The 16,527-nt window shown below is 60.4% G+C and carries 20 protein-coding genes; 8 read left to right on the top strand and 12 right to left on the bottom strand.

The features are described 5' to 3' along the window. Positions 1-16 precede the first annotated feature (16 nt). Together hslO and KR100_RS08505 are read right to left on the bottom strand one after the other, a co-directional pair. On the bottom strand, positions 17-934 hold the full coding sequence (gene hslO / locus KR100_RS08510; protein ID WP_038544809.1) for an Hsp33 family molecular chaperone HslO: 918 nt from the start codon (positions 932-934) through the stop codon (positions 17-19). A gap of 2 nt (positions 935-936) precedes the next feature. Next, positions 937-1,587, bottom strand: coding sequence for an ABC transporter ATP-binding protein (locus KR100_RS08505; protein WP_038544807.1), 651 nt, complete (start codon positions 1,585-1,587; stop codon positions 937-939). A 42-nt stretch (positions 1,588-1,629) separates the two neighbouring features. Here KR100_RS08505 and KR100_RS08500 point away from each other — a divergent pair, with 42 nt between their 5' ends. Beyond that, complete coding sequence (locus KR100_RS08500; protein WP_038544805.1) at positions 1,630-2,079, top strand: DUF3531 family protein; 450 nt, start codon at positions 1,630-1,632, stop codon at positions 2,077-2,079. Beyond that, entirely contained in the window at positions 2,072-2,824 is a 753-nt protein-coding gene (locus KR100_RS08495; protein WP_038548409.1) for a 16S rRNA (uracil(1498)-N(3))-methyltransferase, read from the top strand. The genes KR100_RS08500 and KR100_RS08495 overlap by 8 nt, the downstream gene beginning before the upstream one ends. Before the next feature lie 23 nt (positions 2,825-2,847). On the opposite strand, the gene KR100_RS08490 is transcribed toward KR100_RS08495, so the two are convergent. Then, entirely contained in the window at positions 2,848-3,339 is a 492-nt protein-coding gene (locus KR100_RS08490; RefSeq protein ID WP_051847408.1) for a hypothetical protein, read from the bottom strand. A 131-nt stretch (positions 3,340-3,470) separates the two neighbouring features. Here KR100_RS08490 and KR100_RS08485 point away from each other — a divergent pair, with 131 nt between their 5' ends. Next, positions 3,471-4,196, top strand: a complete 726-nt coding sequence (locus KR100_RS08485; protein WP_038544803.1) for a DUF92 domain-containing protein — start codon at positions 3,471-3,473, stop codon at positions 4,194-4,196. On the opposite strand, the gene KR100_RS14465 is transcribed toward KR100_RS08485, so the two are convergent. The 6 genes from KR100_RS14465 to KR100_RS08455 form a co-directional block, all read right to left on the bottom strand. Beyond that, positions 4,126-4,935, bottom strand: coding sequence for a sigma-70 family RNA polymerase sigma factor (locus tag KR100_RS14465; protein WP_051847406.1), 810 nt, complete (start codon positions 4,933-4,935; stop codon positions 4,126-4,128). The genes KR100_RS08485 and KR100_RS14465 overlap by 71 nt on opposite strands. A 144-nt stretch (positions 4,936-5,079) precedes the next feature. Then, positions 5,080-5,751 carry a GDSL-type esterase/lipase family protein gene (locus KR100_RS08475; protein ID WP_038544802.1) on the bottom strand — a complete coding sequence of 224 codons (672 nt, stop codon included), beginning with the start codon at positions 5,749-5,751 and terminating at the stop codon, positions 5,080-5,082. 15 nt (positions 5,752-5,766) lie between these two features. Then, positions 5,767-7,293, bottom strand: coding sequence for an ABC transporter permease subunit (locus tag KR100_RS08470; RefSeq protein WP_038544800.1), 1,527 nt, complete (start codon positions 7,291-7,293; stop codon positions 5,767-5,769). Continuing rightward, positions 7,272-7,976, bottom strand: coding sequence for an ATP-binding cassette domain-containing protein (locus tag KR100_RS08465; protein WP_038544797.1), 705 nt, complete (start codon positions 7,974-7,976; stop codon positions 7,272-7,274). Before KR100_RS08465 ends, KR100_RS08470 begins: the two co-directional genes overlap by 22 nt. Further along, complete coding sequence (locus tag KR100_RS08460) at positions 7,973-8,872, bottom strand: putative selenate ABC transporter substrate-binding protein (RefSeq protein WP_038544795.1); 900 nt, start codon at positions 8,870-8,872, stop codon at positions 7,973-7,975. The genes KR100_RS08465 and KR100_RS08460 overlap by 4 nt, the downstream gene beginning before the upstream one ends. 26 nt (positions 8,873-8,898) lie before the next feature. Next, positions 8,899-10,077: a pyridoxal phosphate-dependent aminotransferase gene (locus tag KR100_RS08455; protein WP_038548401.1), complete on the bottom strand. Its 1,179-nt coding sequence runs from the start codon at positions 10,075-10,077 to the stop codon at positions 8,899-8,901. Between the two features lie 51 nt (positions 10,078-10,128). Between KR100_RS08455 and KR100_RS08450 the strand changes: the two genes are divergently transcribed. From KR100_RS08450 to KR100_RS08435, 4 genes are read left to right on the top strand one after another with little or no spacing between them, the layout of a single operon-like run. Further along, entirely contained in the window at positions 10,129-10,608 is a 480-nt protein-coding gene (locus KR100_RS08450) for a VOC family protein (RefSeq protein ID WP_071839878.1), read from the top strand. Beyond that, the gene (locus KR100_RS08445) at positions 10,605-11,168 is read left to right on the top strand and encodes a uracil-DNA glycosylase (protein WP_038544793.1); all 564 of its coding nucleotides are present in this window, start codon (positions 10,605-10,607) and stop codon (positions 11,166-11,168) included. The genes KR100_RS08450 and KR100_RS08445 overlap by 4 nt, the downstream gene beginning before the upstream one ends. A gap of 22 nt (positions 11,169-11,190) precedes the next feature. Beyond that, a complete protein-coding gene (ispG, locus tag KR100_RS08440) occupies positions 11,191-12,411 on the top strand; it encodes a (E)-4-hydroxy-3-methylbut-2-enyl-diphosphate synthase (protein ID WP_038544792.1) in 1,221 nt (406 codons plus the stop codon). Between the two features lie 34 nt (positions 12,412-12,445). After that, the gene (locus tag KR100_RS08435) at positions 12,446-13,798 is read left to right on the top strand and encodes a S41 family peptidase (RefSeq protein ID WP_038544790.1); all 1,353 of its coding nucleotides are present in this window, start codon (positions 12,446-12,448) and stop codon (positions 13,796-13,798) included. Here KR100_RS08435 and KR100_RS08430 read toward each other — a convergent pair. Continuing rightward, positions 13,789-14,277: a hypothetical protein gene (locus KR100_RS08430; protein ID WP_239420295.1), complete on the bottom strand. Its 489-nt coding sequence runs from the start codon at positions 14,275-14,277 to the stop codon at positions 13,789-13,791. The genes KR100_RS08435 and KR100_RS08430 overlap by 10 nt on opposite strands. 869 nt (positions 14,278-15,146) lie before the next feature. Here KR100_RS08430 and KR100_RS08425 point away from each other — a divergent pair. Then, positions 15,147-15,512, top strand: coding sequence for a hypothetical protein (locus KR100_RS08425; RefSeq protein WP_156097988.1), 366 nt, complete (start codon positions 15,147-15,149; stop codon positions 15,510-15,512). 4 nt (positions 15,513-15,516) lie between these two features. On the opposite strand, the gene KR100_RS15375 is transcribed toward KR100_RS08425, so the two are convergent. Together KR100_RS15375 and KR100_RS16540 are read right to left on the bottom strand one after the other, a co-directional pair. Continuing rightward, positions 15,517-16,155, bottom strand: a complete 639-nt coding sequence (locus KR100_RS15375) for a hypothetical protein (protein WP_204207662.1) — start codon at positions 16,153-16,155, stop codon at positions 15,517-15,519. A gap of 141 nt (positions 16,156-16,296) precedes the next feature. After that, on the bottom strand, positions 16,297-16,464 hold the full coding sequence (locus KR100_RS16540) for a hypothetical protein (protein WP_204207661.1): 168 nt from the start codon (positions 16,462-16,464) through the stop codon (positions 16,297-16,299). Between the last annotated feature and the right edge of the window lie 63 nt (positions 16,465-16,527).

Genomic DNA, 16,527 nt, shown 5'->3' with positions numbered 1-16,527 from the left:
CGGGGAGGGTTGCCGGTCAAGCCGCGGAAGGTAGCTCTTCGATCAGGGCTTCAAGTTCCTGAGCCGTGATCTGATATTTGGTGTTGCAGAAATGGCAGGTGAGCTCTGCGCCACCGTCCTCCTCCAGCATCTCAACCAATTCCTGGCGGCCCAGAAGAATCAGGGCCTTGATGCTTCGCGTTCTTGAGCACGGGCAGTGGAACCGCACGGGTTGGCTGGCATCAGCATCCTCAAGAGGTTGAGGATCCAGGTCCGGGAAGACATCAGTGAGCAACTGTTCGAGGTTGTCGCCGCAATGCGCCAGACGATTGCTGAAATCATCAATCTCCCGACAGCGCTGGTCAATCAGCTCCACTAGAGCCGGTTCCTCCGCCGCCTTCGGCAGGATCTGAACCAGAAGCCCACCGCAGCACTGCAGGGCCTGACTGCTGATCCTTTCGCCGACGAACACCCCTGATGGGGTCTGTTCCGAATGCATCAGGTAGGAGGCGATGTCATCCCCGATCCCACCACTGACCAGTTCAACGGTGCTGCTGAACGGTTCTCCGCGGCCGTCATCCCGCATCACATGCAGATAACCCGTGCCCGCCGCCGCTGTGAAATCAAAGCTGTAGTGGCCACTGGGATCAGCGATCGGATCAAGTTCAAGGTCCGCTCGCCCGACATAACCGCGAACAGTTCCGTCCCTGCCGGCGTCCACCATCAGGCCGCGGATCGGCCCATCGGAGCCCAGCCGCAGATTCACCCGCCCATGCCGCACCTTCATGGAGCTGGCGAGCATCAGGCCAGCACTGATGGAACGGCCGAGCATCACCGTGGTGATGTACGACAGGCCGTGGCGCTCCCTCGCCTCAATCACCGTGTCCGTGGTGGATACAGCCACGAGCCGAATTCCTCCTCCGGCCGCCGTTGCCCGCACCAGACGGTCGGCCATCGTCAACTCTCCGCTCGAGGCAATGTAGTCAGCGGACTGAGCTGTCCGTTCCGCAACCGATGGCGGTCGCATTGCCAGTTCCGGAACAACTCTGGCTCGTGGGTCACAACGATCAGCACCCGTTCCTTGGACAGATCCGCCAGCAGATCCAGCACGTCGTCCCGGACCGACCAGTCCAGGCCGGCCGTCGGTTCATCAAGCAGCAGAACCTGGGCACCCCGCAGCAACTGGACGGCGAGGGAGAGACGTCGTTGCTGCCCTCCACTCAATCGTTCCGGCGCCATCGAACGATCGATCGATCCCAACCCCACCTGCTGCAGGACCTGCTCGAGCCGCTCTCCAGGCAGACGTCGATGCCCCAGTTTCAGCTCCTGCTGGACGGTGAGACCGAGAAAGTGGCGTTCCGGGAATTGAAAAACAATGCCGCACAGCGATCGTCGTTGCCGTTGCGTCAGCGCATCGCTCTGCCAGCGGATGGTTCCGGTTCGGCATGCGGCAAGACCGCTGATGACCTCTAGAAGACTCGTTTTCCCGGATCCGCTGGCACCTGCGATCAACACCGGTCGACCGGCGGACGCCCTCAGCTGGATGCCGTTCAGGATCGGGTCGACGGATGTCGCCGGTGCGTAGTGGAGCTGCTCCAGTTCAAGCATGGTTCACAGCTTGACCCATGATGCGAAAAGCTCGTTGGACCCATGGACGTCCGTTTTCGCGAGGTTGATCCTTTTAATTGCTGGCTGTGGCTTCGATTTGCCGAAGTCCCCAGCCAGGGAGAGCGCAATTACGTCGACGGAATCTTCGACAGCTGGTACGTGATCGGACGCCTGGGTGGGTTCAATGCGGAGAACCTCCAGGTGCATGAAGAGGGTGCTGATCTCAGTTGGATGGGCTACGACAACGACGATGCTGAGTCGGCGATGCCGGCCCTGATGCACAACATGGGCCAGCTGGAGTACCAGCAGGAATGGGCGCGTTGCTGGGTTGATATGGGTACAAGCGATGGCGTGGCGATTGATGTTCTGATCAATGCGTTGCGCCAGCTAGACACTGATGTCGTCCAGATCGAGGAGCTGGTGATCGGCGGTGTCAACGAAGACTGGCCGGTGGAAGACCATCCGGACAGTGTTTTTCCTGCCGGTGGCTGAACTTCGTCGCCTGCTAGTTGATCCGGCTCGTCTGGATCGGCTGGCTGATGGGGACCGGCAACTTCCACTTCTGCCGGATGAAACGCATTACCTGCGGCGTGTGCTGCGACTTCGCTCCGGGGATCCTGTGGCTGTTGTCGATGGCGTCGGCGGACTCTGGACGGCGTCGCTGCTGGGTGCAGACCATCTTGAGATTCCCGCCGAACAGGATCTGAACCATCGCCAGGCGCCGCCGCGGCCCGCTCTAGGACTTGCCGTTGTGTTGATGCGCCGCGGTACGGAGGAATGGCTGAGGATGGGTTGTGAACTGGGCCTTGATCGATTTCAGCCCCTGACCAGTGAGCGTCGCGTCGCCCAGGCCGACCATCGCCCACAGCGTTGGGCGGTGATTCTGCGTGAGGCCGTTGAACAGTCTGAGCGGCTCTGGTCTCCGGAGCTGGCCGATCTGAAATCCCTGGACGACTGGTGTCCCGATCCTGAGGCGCGTGTGGCCTTTGCTGTGACCCGTGAACCCAGTGCTCCGCACGCTGAGGAGTGGTTGGAGCGTGCTGCTGATCACTCCCGACCCATCTGGATCGTGATCGGTCCTGAGGGTGGATGGACCGATCGCGAGCGCCAGCTGGCTGATCAGCGCGGCTGGCAACTGGTGAGTTTCGGAGCGTCGATTCTGCGCTCCTCAACAGCTGCGGTTCATGCCGCGGTCACGCTGTCAAGCTGGCGCTCACGTCGAATCAGCTTTTCCTGAAAGGCTGATTCGATAACGGTTGATCAGGCCTTGAACAGGTCGCCGGCGAGGACGCGGAATCCCTTCATGGCGGCTCCGGGACGGCGCCGGCTCTGCCGCAGTGCGCTGCCTGGCATCAGGTTGTCTGGAGCAAACGTTGTAAGGGGAACGGGAGGACGGGCAGCCTCGGCCGCTGCCAGTTCGGCGGCGATCGCTTCGGCTGTCGTTTGAACCTGTTTTGTCTGAGCCCCTGTTGTTGGAGCGACCTTTGTTTGGGAGGCTGTTTTGGCGGTTAAAGCTGTTTTGGCGGTTAAAGCTGTTGTGGCGGGTGCGGTTGTTGCAGCAACTGTGGCAACGGCTTCGGCAGCAGAATTCTCAGCAGCTGGAGCAACGGGGCCCGGCTCCGACGCCGCTGGCGAGCCTGGCTTCAGAACCACACCGGCGCTTGGGCTGTCGTTGTCCTCGAGAGTGAGAAAGAAGCCGGCGTTACCGGATCTGTTGAACACCATGCCGATGGACTCCGAACAGGCGCCCATCTTCCCCTCAGCCCCTGCGGAACAGGGTCTTTCGCGAAAGAGGTGACACATTATTTACCGCTTCGATCACAACGACCGCCAACAGGGACCGACGCAATCGCCGTAATCTCCAGAGCGTCTTGATCGCTGTGATGGCCTGGTTGACGGCACTGCTGATCAATGCGGTGTTGATCTCCTTCGCGCAGACAACATCTCTGCTCACCAGAGCCGGCTGGGTCCATGCCGGCATCCTCGGCACGGTTCTCTGGGGAGGAATCGGCTGGACCGCTTGGCTGTCGGTGGTGGCCTATCTCGGGCTGGGAAGTCTGGTGACGAAGCTGGGTTGGCAGAACAAACAGCAACGCGGTCTGGAGGAAGCCAGAGGAGGCCGACGGGGACCTGAAAATGTCTGGGGTTCCGCGGCCACCGGTGCTGCTCTGGCTCTGCTGATCGGAGCTGGTGCTGAGCCGCGCTCACTTCTCCTGATTGGCTTCGCCGCCAGTTTCGCGGCCAAGCTGGCGGACACCTTCGGCAGTGAGATCGGCAAGCGCTGGGGCCGCACCACCGTGCTGATCACCACCTTTCAGCCTGTTGCGCCTGGAACTGAAGGGGCGATCAGTCTTGAGGGAACCCTGGCCAGTGCCGTTGGCAGCGTCTTGATGACTGCAGTGATGGCTGGTCTGGGTCTTCTCCCCGACTGGTCCTGCTGGATATTGGTAGCTGGTGTGGGGCTCAAGGCCACCCTCGCGGAGAGTGTCCTGGGCGCTGTCGCCCAGGACCGGTTCAGCTGGCTCAGCAATGAGCTCGTCAATGCCCTGCAAACCCTGTTGGCCGCAGCACTTGCCATGGTTCTGGCAGCAGTTCTCCATCTCGCCTAGCCCAGCGCTGCAGCTGTTGAACGGCGTCCTGGATCCCGGATTTGATCCTGGCTCGACTGACGCCGAAGCAGCGGCTCATGCTCACCAGGCTCATGCGCTCGATGTAGTAGCCACGCAGCCATTGCTGGTGGTTCGGCTCAAGATCGCCGAACACCGTCAGCAGCCAGTCCCTTTGATGATCCTGATCAGCTTCAGGTTGTTCGAGCTGTTCAAGCTGGCAGCATGCCTTCGGGCCCTCAGGGTCATCGCTTCCCTGGTCGAGACGCCCCAGGCGCGCCATCCGAACAGCCTCAAGGGCCTGTTGCAGGCGTCCCAGGCTGACGCCGAGCCTGTTGGCCAGCTCCTGGTCAGTGAGCCGCGGTTTGCCGATCGTCTCGTTCTGCTGCTGGATCCGTGCGGCGTTCACGGCCAGATCGCGCAGGCGCCAGGGAATCCGAAAGCATTGCGCACGATCGCGGCGGTAATGCAGGATCTGGCCTGTGGCGCGGCTGATCAAGTAGCTGCTCGGCTGAAAGCCGCGGCTGGGATCAAAGCGTTCGATGGCGCTCAGAACGCCGATGCTGGATTCCTGAAAAAGATCGTCGTAGTCCTCGCTTCCTTTGCTGGCCTGACGCCGTGCGGCGAGATGGGCGAGCCCCAGATGCTCAAGCAGCGACTGGTTGCGTTGGCTGATGGCCGGATCGAGGCCGCGATGGGCTTCGCGGCGTTGACAAATGCGTTTGCGGATGGATCGGTTCATGGGAGAACGTCAGTCCCCCACAGCCTTTCCAAGGCAGGCACCGCAGGCTGCCCACCCAGGTGTATGGATTCAGCACTCAGGTGCGAGTCGGTACGCGCCCCAGCTCAACGTCGCTGCGTTCCTCTCCGGAGACGGATTCAATCGCTAGCGGACAGACACGTTGCTGACGGTTTCCAGCTGGGCCCAGGCCAGCAGCGCCCTCCAGCCCTGAACCTGATCATGGATCCAGGCATGGCCATCGGCATTGAGGTGGATCCCATCAGGTTCGATCCAGCGCAGCCAGGACGGATCTGATCGCATCGATTGATGCAATGGCAGAAATGGCACGTCAGCGTCATGGCAGACCTCGCCGAGAGCCGCCTCGTAGCGTTCGATGTCGCGATTGCTGTACCAGAGGCAATCAGCAAAAGGCATCACGTGCTCATCAACCGGCGTCAGTCCGAGCACCAGAACGCTGCAGTTCTGACGCATCTCCTTCAGCAGCCGAGCCATGCCAAAACCGAAGCCTTCCAGGCTGAGTTGGGGGCGGCCGTCAACTCGCCCCACCCGTGCCGTGTCGTTCAAACCGACACTCAGCAAAACGCCATCGGGGACATGGCGACGCAGCTCACCCCGACAGGACCACTCCGATCGCCAGCGAGCCGCCACACGCTCCAACCCGTCGCCGCGCACTCCCAGGCCATAGACCACCGGCGTCTTAGGCAGGGCCATCCACTGCAGCCGGAGCCTTTGGCACCAGCCACCGCCCTCGCGGTCCCCCCAGCCGTGCACGCCACTGTCACCCAGCACCACGAGTTGTCGCGGGGCAAGCGCCATCACCTGATCAGGTGTTCACAGCCCGCCAGCTTCGCAGGCCCAGTGATTTTGCACTCGCTCACTCACCATCTCTCCGGCAGCAGTGAGCAGGGCGTAGGCCAGAACAAGCCAGATCACCAGGGCCCAGTGAAAGGACGCCAGGGATTCCCGCAGCTGCCAGCCCAGTCCAGCGCCACCGACCAGGGCCACCACGGCTGTGTCGCGCAAAATCACATCCGCGCGGTACGCGGCATAGGCGAGGTAGCTGCGACTGGCGCCCGCGAGGTCTCCGTACAGCCAGGAGAGCCGCTTGGAAGCACCGCTGCACTGCATGGCCGTTCTGATGGCGTGACTGCGGCCGTCGAGTTCATCCTGCAACACGCGTCCCATCACCCCGAGGTGATGCAGCCCAAGGGCGATGGCAGCCAGACCCACGCTTGGTTTGGCAAGCAGCAGGAGAAGCAGTGCTGTGAGGGGAGGGGGAAAGAGGCGCATCAATCCCCAACTGACACGTTGCACAAGAACCCCGGTTCGTCCTGGCCAGAGCAACAGGCCTAGCGGAGGTCCACCAATGGCGACAGCAGCCGCCAGCGCCGTGAGCCAGATCGTTGATCCAATCAGGGCGAGCCAGGGTGCTGTGGGCAGGGCTTCGAAGGCGGCGTTCAGAGCTCCCCTGGCGGAGACATTCGTCAGGGGAAGCATCAGCTGTGGCATCGAGAAATCCAGATCAAGCAGCCGCCCCCAGCCGATGCCGATTCCCGGCGCCAACAGGATCAGGGTTGCGACGAGCTTCACGCCCAGGCGCTGGCTGAGGACTTCAAGCAACCCCATCGCCAAGGCCAGGAGCCAGAGACCGCTCCACAGCTCGTTGAACTGCAGCGACTGCATGCTGAGGGCCAGGTCGGTGCCCAGCCCTCCGAGTCCGAACACGCCGAGCAGGAGTGCGGATCGCAGAGCGCACTCCAGCCTGTGGGCCATGTGCTGGCTGAGACTTTCAGCAAAGGACGGCAGCAGTGCGGTGATCAGCGTGGAGACCGTTCCAGCTCCATTGCAGTGCAATGCCTTTATGGCTGGAATCTCACGACTGTCGATCTGTTCAGCCACCACCCGTGCCATCAAGGCGGCATAGGGCAACGCGATGGCCATGACGGCCACCCAGCTGCTCAGTCCAAAGACCTGCAGCAGCAGCAGGCCCCAGATCAGTTCATGCAGGGAGCGCAGGGGGGAGAGCAGGCGGCTGATCCAGCGGGATGCTGCCGCGCTGCCGCACACCAGATTCCAGATGCTGCGTGAGCTGATCAGTCCAAGAACGATGCCCAGGATGCAGCTGAGACTCCAGGAGAGCAAAGCCGTGATCACCGTGATCTGGAGCCCTGTCAGCTGGGCGGAGATCACGGTCGGATCCAGAGATGGCTGGCAGGCGGCAACCATGAACTGGATCAGGAGGGTCATGCCGCCGCCGTGCAGATCCCGCACCAGCTGTACAAGGAGTGGCAGAAACACCACGGCCGGCAGCAGCGGTAGCAACGGCAGCGCTGGCTTCAGACGTCCTGATACAGCCATTGCAGGTCCTCGGGATACAGATCGTCGCTGGCCTGATCCATCACCAGATGGCCGTCGCGCAAGCCAAGTACACGGTCGAAATGACGAACCAGGTCGGGACGGTGCAGGCTCACCACACAACCAGGCATCGTCAGCAGCTGCCCGAGAACCTGCTCAGAGAGTCGCGGGTCCAGCGCTGAGAGAGGTTCATCCGCAAGCACCAGAGATGGCTGCTGACGCAGCAGCCTGGCCAGGGCAACGCGTTGACGCTGCCCACCGGAGAGCTGGGCCACGGGCGTCTCAAGCCATTCAGGTTCCAGTCCCACCTGCTGCATCACGGCGAGACAGTCCCCATGGGCCAGTGGGGTCAGCAGGTTGCGCAGCGCCCACAGCAGGGAATGGCGTCCGAGAGCCCCTGCGTTGATGTTGCGAGCCACGTTCAACTCGTCCACCAGCAGAAGGTCCTGCCAGAGCGTGCCGATCGCACGTCGCTGCTGCCGGGACAACCGATGGATGGCTGTCCCGTCCCAGTGAACGGCTCCCTGATCAGGTCGAAGGCTGCCGTTGGCGAGGCTCAGCAGGGTGCTCTTGCCGGCGCCGCTACGACCAAGCAGGCAGACCCGTTCTCCGAGGTTGATCCGAAGACTGAACGGTTTCAGGCGTCCATGGACGCCGACTCGCGTCAGCTCCAACACAGCGTTCAGCGGATTTTGCCGAGCTGCCGTCCGACCTTTTCGATCGCCACATAGTCGGACGCCTTGGCGGGGATGAAGCGCTTGGCTCCGAACAGTTCAAGCACCTTACGGCGACGGGACGTATCCGGTTTCAGGCCGATCAGGGTGGTGCGGATGCGTTCGGTGAACCCGCTGCCGAACCGCTGATCGAGACCTGGACGTGCGACCCAGTGGTAATCCGGGTACGTCGGCGTCCTCCAGATCACGCGGACTTTGTTTGGGTCAACCTTGCCGGCGTTCACATTGCTGAACCAGACCTGCTCGTTCAGGGCTCCAGCCTGGTAAGCACCGCTTTGCACCATGGCGATGGTGGCGTCATGGCTTCCACTGAAACCGGCTCGCCCTCCAGCGAAGTCAGCAGGGGTGACCCCCGCCTGCTTCATGAAGTACTGCGGCATCAAACGACCGGACGTGGAGCTTTCCGATCCGAATGTGAACCGTTTGCCCTTCAGCTGCTTCAGCTGGTCCTGACTGCTGATCGGTCGCAGGCCGCTGCTGCCGTTGGCGATGAACACGCTGGTGAAACGGGCATCGATGTCCCGTTGCGCCAGAACCTTGGCACCGGGGGTCTGGAGGCGAGCCTGAACGCCAGTCAGGCCCCCGAACCAGACCAGGTCGAGGCTGCCGGTGCGGAAGGCACTCACGGCGGCGGCGTAGTTGCTGACCGGCACGTAGCGGACCGGAACATTCAGCCTGTCGCTGAGTTCCTTCGCCAGAGATCCGTACAGACGATTCAATTTCTCCGGATTCTGATCTGGAATGGCGCCGACTTTGAGGGGTTGGCCAGCGGACGTCCTCGAGGCCGTGATCCCGAAGCTGAGGACCAGTCCGGTGAGAACCACGGCCCGACGTTCTCGAGAGGGCATTGTGTTGGTGGCTTGGTTGGGTCGGTTCAGGCGCTGTTGAGCAAGGTTCGAAGTCGCCTCAGACCGTCCTCGATCGTCTCATGCGATACAGCGCAGGACATGCGGATGCAGGAGTCATCTCCGAAGGCGGCACCTGGAACCATGGCGAGCCCCTGGTCCTCCAGCGCCCGGCGACAGAAGTCAACCGAATTCCCGCTTCCGTGCGGCAGCTGGGGAAAGGCGTAAAAGGCTCCCTGGGGATCAGACAGGGTGATGCCATTGATGGTCTGCAGTCCTTCGCTCAGCAGCCGCCGCCGGCGGTTGTAGCTGGCGGCCATGGTTTCAACGCATTGCCTTGACCCCTGCAAGGCCGCCAGGGCGCCGCGTTGGGCGAAGCTGCAGACATTGCTTGTGCTCTGGCTCTGGAGGGCGGTCGCCGCTCGAATCACCGATTCAGCGCCTGCCAGGTAGCCCAACCGCCAGCCTGTCATCGCCCAGCCTTTGGCGAACCCATTCACGGTGAAACAGCGATCGGCCAGGCTTTCGTCGAGGGAGCCGAAGCTGCAGTGCGTCTGGCCTTCGGCCAGGAGATATTCGTAGATCTCATCGCTCATCACACACAGCTGGGGATGGCGATGCATCAGGTTCACGATGGCCTCCAGCTCGGAACGATCCATCACACGCCCTGTTGGATTCCCTGGGCTGTTGAGCACCAGCACCTTGCTTCTGGGTGTGATGGCCTGCTCGAGTTGATCGAGATCAAGCCGGAATCCCTCCTTGGCCTGAGATGGAATCAACCGTGATTCAGCACCGGCCAGAGATGCGATTGCGGGGTAGCTCAGCCAGAACGGAGCGGGAATCAGAACCTCATCTCCTGGATCCAGCAAGACCTGGAAAAGGTTGTAGATGGCTTGTTTGCCGCCATTGGTGATCAGCACCTGCGCCGATGTCGTGGGAATGCCGTTCTCGTTGGTCAGCTTCTCTGCGACGGCGGCCCTCAGATCCGGATCCCCGGCTGCAGGGCCGTAACGCGTGATGCCATCGCGCAGTGCTTTCTGGGTTGCTTCCAGGATGAAATCAGGGGTGTCGAAATCCGGTTCGCCTGCACTGAGGCTGCAGATGTCCTGTCCCTCACTCCGCAGCGCCTTCGCCCGTGCCGAGATCTCCAGGGTGAGGGAGGGTCTGAGGGACTTGGCTCGATCGGAGAGAGCTAGCGGACTGGGCATCGGCAACGCACCACCCCCGGTGCGCTTCAAAATCTCATCCTGCCTCACCTGGTGTCGCAGATCACCCTCGCCACGGTCTCAGCCATGAATCCAAAGCAGATCAGCTGGGTGCTGGCCTCCCACGATCCCGGTCGTCTTCGCCTGTTCTATGAATCTCTGCTGAATCGTCAGGCCAGTCAGGGCTTGTCGCCGCAGCACTGGACGCTTCCGCTGGCTGAGGGGCTGGATCTGGAGCTCTACCGTCCCTCGCGCTCGCGTCCATTCCCGGAGCGAGGCCGCTGCCTTTCGCTCTGTCTCCGGTTGGAGGCCAGCCAGGATCCGCTTGTCACACTCACCAGCCTCCTGCCAGATCTTCAGGGAGCTGGAGCAGCCATCCTGGAGCCCCCGCGTCGGGAAAGCTTCGGTGCGGAATGCTGGTTACGGGATCCTGAAGGCAACAGCTGCTTGATTGTGGTGCCCTTTGACCGTGGTGCCAGTGATCCTGATGCACCTGATCCTGGTGCCCCTGATGTCAGCCGTGATGGCCGATGACGGCTGAGCTGCTCCAGGGCTGCTCGACCTGCACGGCCTGCGCGCTGGCTTACACGCGCCAGATGGTGGTGATTGCCCGCGGAAACCCAAACGCCGAGCTGATGTTGATCGGTGAAGCGCCAGGCGCCCGTGAAGACGCCACCGGTCTGCCGTTCGTGGGCCGGTCTGGTCAGGCCCTGGACCGACTGCTCAGCGACGTGGGATTTGATCTCGAGCGTGACCTTTACGTCTGCAACGCGGTGAAATGCCGGCCGCCCAACAATCGACGGCCGAAGCGCGCTGAGCTGGCGGCCTGTCGACCCTGGCTCGATCGTCAGCTGGAGCTGGTCGATCCCGACGTGATCGTTCTTGCCGGTGCAACAGCTGTTGAGGCGATTCTTGGGATCAAAGGCGGCATGAGCCAGCTGCGGGGGCGCTGGCAACACTGGAATCAGCGAGCCGTGATGCCGGTCTTCCATCCCTCCTATCTGCTTCGCAACCCCTCCGACGCGCCTGGTGCCCCGCTCGACCTCACCCGGGGTGATCTCAGCGCGGTCCGGCGTCGCCTGTGCGAACGTTGACCTGCATGCGGCAACATCCGCCATGACTGCCACCTTGCCGACCACAGCGGCCGTTGTGGATCGTCGCTACGACACGCAGATCCACCGCCGGGTCACCCGTACCGTGATGGTCGGTGATGTGCCCATCGGCAGCGAGCACCCCGTTGTGGTGCAGTCGATGATCAACGAGGACACCCTTGATATCGAGGCGGCCGTGGCCGGCATCCTGCGGCTGGCGGAGGCTGGTAGTGAGATCGTTCGTGTGACCACCCCCTCCATGGCCCACGCCAAGGCCATGGGTGAGATCCGCGCTTCCCTGCGTGCCCAAGGCTGCACGGTGCCCCTGGTTGCCGATGTGCATCACAACGGCTTGAAGATCGCCCTCGAGGTTGCTCAGCATGTCGACAAAGTCCGGATCAATCCGGGTCTGTTCGTCTTCGACAAGCCAGATCCCAACCGTCAGGATTTTTCAGACGAAGAGTTCGCTGCCATCGGAGCCAGGATCCGCGAGACCTTCGAACCCCTGGTCACCCTGCTGCGAGATCAGAACAAGGCCTTGCGCATCGGTGTGAATCACGGATCGCTGGCAGAGCGGATGCTGTTCACCTACGGAGACACCCCCAAGGGAATGGTGGAGTCGGCGATGGAGTTCGTCAGGATCTGCGATGACCTCGACTTTCACAACATCGTCATTTCGATGAAGGCATCGCGTGCCCCGGTGATGCTGGCGGCTTACCGTCTGATGGCGGACACGCTGGATCAGGCGGGGTTCAACTACCCCCTTCATCTCGGTGTCACGGAAGCTGGAGATGGGGACTACGGCCGGATCAAGAGCACGGCGGGCATTGCCACCCTGCTGGCTGATGGTCTGGGCGACACGGTCCGCGTTTCGCTGACTGAGGCACCTGAGCGCGAGATTCCCGTCTGCTACTCGATTCTTCAGGCTCTTGGACTGCGCAAGACGATGGTGGAATACGTGGCTTGCCCGAGCTGCGGCCGCACCTTGTTCAACCTCGAGGACGTTTTGAAGCAGGTCCGTGAGGCCACCGATCACCTCACAGGCCTGGACATTGCCGTGATGGGTTGCATCGTCAACGGTCCAGGAGAGATGGCCGATGCCGACTACGGCTATGTCGGAAAGACGCCTGGTGTGATTTCGCTCTACCGGGGCCGCGATGAGATCCGCAAAGTTCCGGAGGCCGATGGTGTGAAAGCCCTGATCCAGTTGATCAAGGAGGATGGCCGTTGGGTGGATCCAGGCTGAAGTCGTTAACGTAAAGAATCGATTACGAGGGCGCATGCCCAGTCCGGTCCGTCTGGGTTCGCTTCTTCGGTCAGGTCCACTGCTTGTGGCCCTCGGTCTTGCTGGTGTGGCAACGGCAGTGACGGTGGCGCAGCCGAGCCTCAGCCTGCCGAGCGCCTCGGGTGGATCGATCACCGACAGCCCCAAAGAGGTGATCGACCAGGTGTGGCAGATCGTGTATCGCGATTTCCTCGATTCGAGTGGTTCCTATTCACCGGATCGCTGGAAACAACTGCGTCGTGATCTCCTGGCCCAGTCCTATTCGGGCACGGGCGAGTCCTATGAAGCGATCCGAGGCATGCTCGCCAGCCTCAAGGATCCTTACACGCGCTTCCTGGATCCGAAGGAATTCAAGGAGATGCAGATCGACACGTCCGGGGAACTCCTGGGCGTTGGCATTCAGCTCTCTCTGGACAAGGACACCAAGGAGCTCACAGTGGTGTCTCCGATCGAGGGCACCCCCGCCGCCAAGGCTGGCGTTCAGCCAAAGGATGTGATCGTCACCATTGATGGCAAATCCACCAATGGCATGAGCACGGCTGACGCCGTGAAGCTGATTCGTGGACCGGAAGGATCGAAGGTTGTGCTCGGGCTTCGCCGCAAGGGCCAGGTCCTGAACGTGCCTCTGGTGAGGGCCCGGATTGAAATCAATTCCGTTGACAGCTCCCTCAACACAGCCCCGAACGGCAGCAAGGTCGGCTACATCCGGCTGAAACAGTTCAACGCCAATGCCTCGCGCGAGATGCGAGACGCGATCCGTGAACTGGAATCACAAGGTGCTCAGGGCTACGTGCTGGATCTCAGGAGCAATCCCGGCGGCCTTCTCGAGGCCAGCGTCGACATTGCCCGTCAGTGGCTCAATGAGGGGACCATCGTGAGCACGCGGACCCGGGAGGGAATCCGTGATGTCCGTCGTGCGACGGGTTCAGCCATCACCGATAAACCGATGGTGGTCCTCGTCAACGAGGGGTCGGCCAGTGCCAGCGAGATTCTCTCGGGAGCACTGCAGGACAACGACCGCGCTCAGCTGGTGGGGATGAAGACCTTCGGCAAGGGTCTGGTGCAGTCGGTGCGTGGTTTGGCTGATGGCTCGGGGATGACCGTGACCATCGCGAAGTACCTCACACCCAGTGGCCGAGACATCCACAAAAACGGCATCGAGCCAGATGTCCAGGCCACGATGACGGAGGAGGAGATCCGTTCGATCACCGCCGAGGATCTCGGCACAGGACGTGACAGTCAGTACATAGTCGCTGAAACGACTCTGATCAGAGTTCTTGGACAAGCCAGCGCCGGACAGACCTACAACCCGTCCAGCGCCAACCTTCAATCAGCGCTTCAGCGATAGGGATACAACCCGAAACCCTCCTGCTGGCTGCGGCTCCCCAGTCCGCCGCCGGCCACCTGGGTTGCCCCAGATCGTTGCCCGTTTCTGATGCCGGCCAGCAGGGCCCGACACCCTCCGGCACCGGCAATGGTTCGATCAACGACGTTGACCGGAATCGAACGTCCCCAACCTGGAGCCCATCCCATCCTCTGGCCCTGTTGATCCAGCATGGTCATGGCCTGCTGGCGGCTCAGCTCTCCGTTTCTGAGCAGACAGGTGGTTGCGGCCAAGGTGCTGGCCTGCATGGCCGGACCCTGGGTTTGGATTGGAGCCGGAGCGGGCCTCATCACAGGGCCCTGGGGGTAGGCGATCGGCCGGGGACGCGCTGGCATTCCGTAACCGCCGCTGAAGGGAACTCCCATGCCACCTCCGCCAAATCCACCACCCCCGAAGCCGCCACCACCAAATCCCCCGCCCCCAAACTGGGACAAGGCGGCCATGGCCAATTGCATTAACAGTGATTCCATTGCGTAAAGATACGTGTCCGCTTGATATGACAGTTCCAGAGTGGCACTCCTGGATGGCCTGGATGCTCGCCAGATGCAACAGAGCTGTGACCAGATCCAACTGCCCTCGAATGCGTCGACGACGTCGGATCCCAACCGATTGAATGCATGCATTGATCCATCTGATCAGCTTGGTTGTCCCTGCGATCGGCAACCGATGTTGCCGAGACGATTGTCCGTGCCTTGACGTTGAGAGCATCAACAACCACCGAGCGCGTTTCGGCAGCGAATGAACTGTTGTCACACACAAATCAGCCAGGCTCTTGATGAAGAGTCTTCAGCCTTTCGTTGATGGTCCACGAGCCCTGTTGCGCTGTCGCTGGATGTGAGATGCATAACGATTCCTGATTGCGGATCAAGGCGAAAGGTTGAGTTGAACCCAGCAGCGGTGGTGCAACTCAACGTCAGGATTTGCTTTGCAAGTAATCCCCTGAAAGAGCAGGGTATTTACAGCGACTATCGGTAGCCTTGTGAGGAGTTTCGTGCGGCAGTCGAGGTTTGCAAAGGTTTAGCATGCATCAATGATTTGGTATTAATCATCTTTTTGCAGCGATTATATTGACTCATCTCATGGCAATTTTCCGACTTGAATGTTCGGTGTAGTTCGATTGGTTGAAAGCAATTGTGTGGGTTACAGCATACTGCTCACTTCCGGCAACTGTTTGCTCCAAAATGGTTTTTATTGAATATTCATTTTGTCTCCCTCGAAAAGGACCTGAGTTGTATCTGGAGGGGACACAATGGTTCAATGGGAAGACACCCTTCGAAGTTTCCTTGGACCTTATCCAGGTGCCCTGATTTCCTTGAATCTGCTGGCGGCGCTGTTTAGTCATGCCCATTCCGATGCATCGATGCGAATTCTCCACGGATATACCTCGATCGGATTGATGACTGGTGTTGTGGCCTGCGTCGCTGCAGTCCGCATACAGGTGTCAGCTCTCCATCGGTGGCGTGCTGTCGCCATTGGTCTCTGGACACTCCTGAATGCGTCGTTCCTTGTTGTGAATACTTGGATAGCTTTTCAGGGGATGGGTATTTCCAATGGCAATTTATTTCATCTGGCAATCGCCGGTGTTTTAACCGCGAATTTACAATTGGCTCAAGCTATCTATCGAGAAAAGATTGACGTTTCCTCTTTAAGTGGAGACGCGATCTGGCAATCCAAGTAATGAGTCAAGTGAACACAGTCGTCATTTTCGAGAAGATGTTTGATATCCAATTTTTAAACGGAGTGAGATGGAGAATTGAGTTGTCTTGATTGGTGATGGACTGACCGACTCCACCGCTGCCGTGCACTCGTTTTGAAAACCCAACTGTTCTGTATCCCTGGCCTTGAGGACTTGAACAATACCGGTCAAACAGTTGCATCACCTGCTGGGGTGGCAACTTTGCTGTATATCTTGCTTCGATTTCAATGCGATGTTGAGAGCGAGGGTATGCTCGCAGCGATGCAATGTCCTGGGGTGAATAGCGAGACAATGTATTGACCATGGCTTGCAGATGCTCGGGACGCGAGATCAGTCCTCCCGCGCAATCCTGCATCCGATGGGCCGCTTCGTGGGCCAGAGTGTTCCAAACCTGAGCTGGCGTTCGATGCGCCCGGCAGACAATTAAAAAATTTCGTCTTGAGTCGTAGGCACCTTGGAGACCGCGTTTGCAGTCGCGCTGTGTCACCCGAACTCCATTGTTTTCGAGGCGCAGCCGCAGAGCATCCACATCAGACCAGCGTGTGGCAGAGGCTTCAGAGGTTGTCAGCCCGACCCCTGCAGAAGCGACAGCAACGGAAAGAACCAATGAATTGACTCGCTTCATCGCCTGATCCCAGTGATGACATCAGCTTGTTGCCATCACTCTGAAGAGTGGTCACTGAAGTGTTGAGTAAATGCGATCAAACATGACTCGATCGCAACCGCTGACCTGTTCAGATCGAATCCTGAGTTGAAAAGATCCTGCTCAGGAAATTGGCTGCATCAATCCGCCACCACCGCCGCCGTTGGAATCGTCGTCGTCGCTCGGACCCGTCTGGAAGATGGCAAAAAGACCCAGAGCACTCAGGCAGAACAGTCCACTGATGAGCCCGATGGGACCGGAGGTTGTACCTAATTCAATGAACTCGCCCATCTCACCACCGCTGGTTTTGACCAATGTAACGAAGATTTGCGAGCTTGTGGAGTTTTTCTCAGA

Source organism: Synechococcus sp. KORDI-100, assembly GCF_000737535.1.
GTDB lineage: Bacteria > Cyanobacteriota > Cyanobacteriia > PCC-6307 > Cyanobiaceae > Parasynechococcus.
Note: the sequence above shows the minus strand (reverse complement) of the source record. Positions and strands in the feature narration are given on the sequence as shown.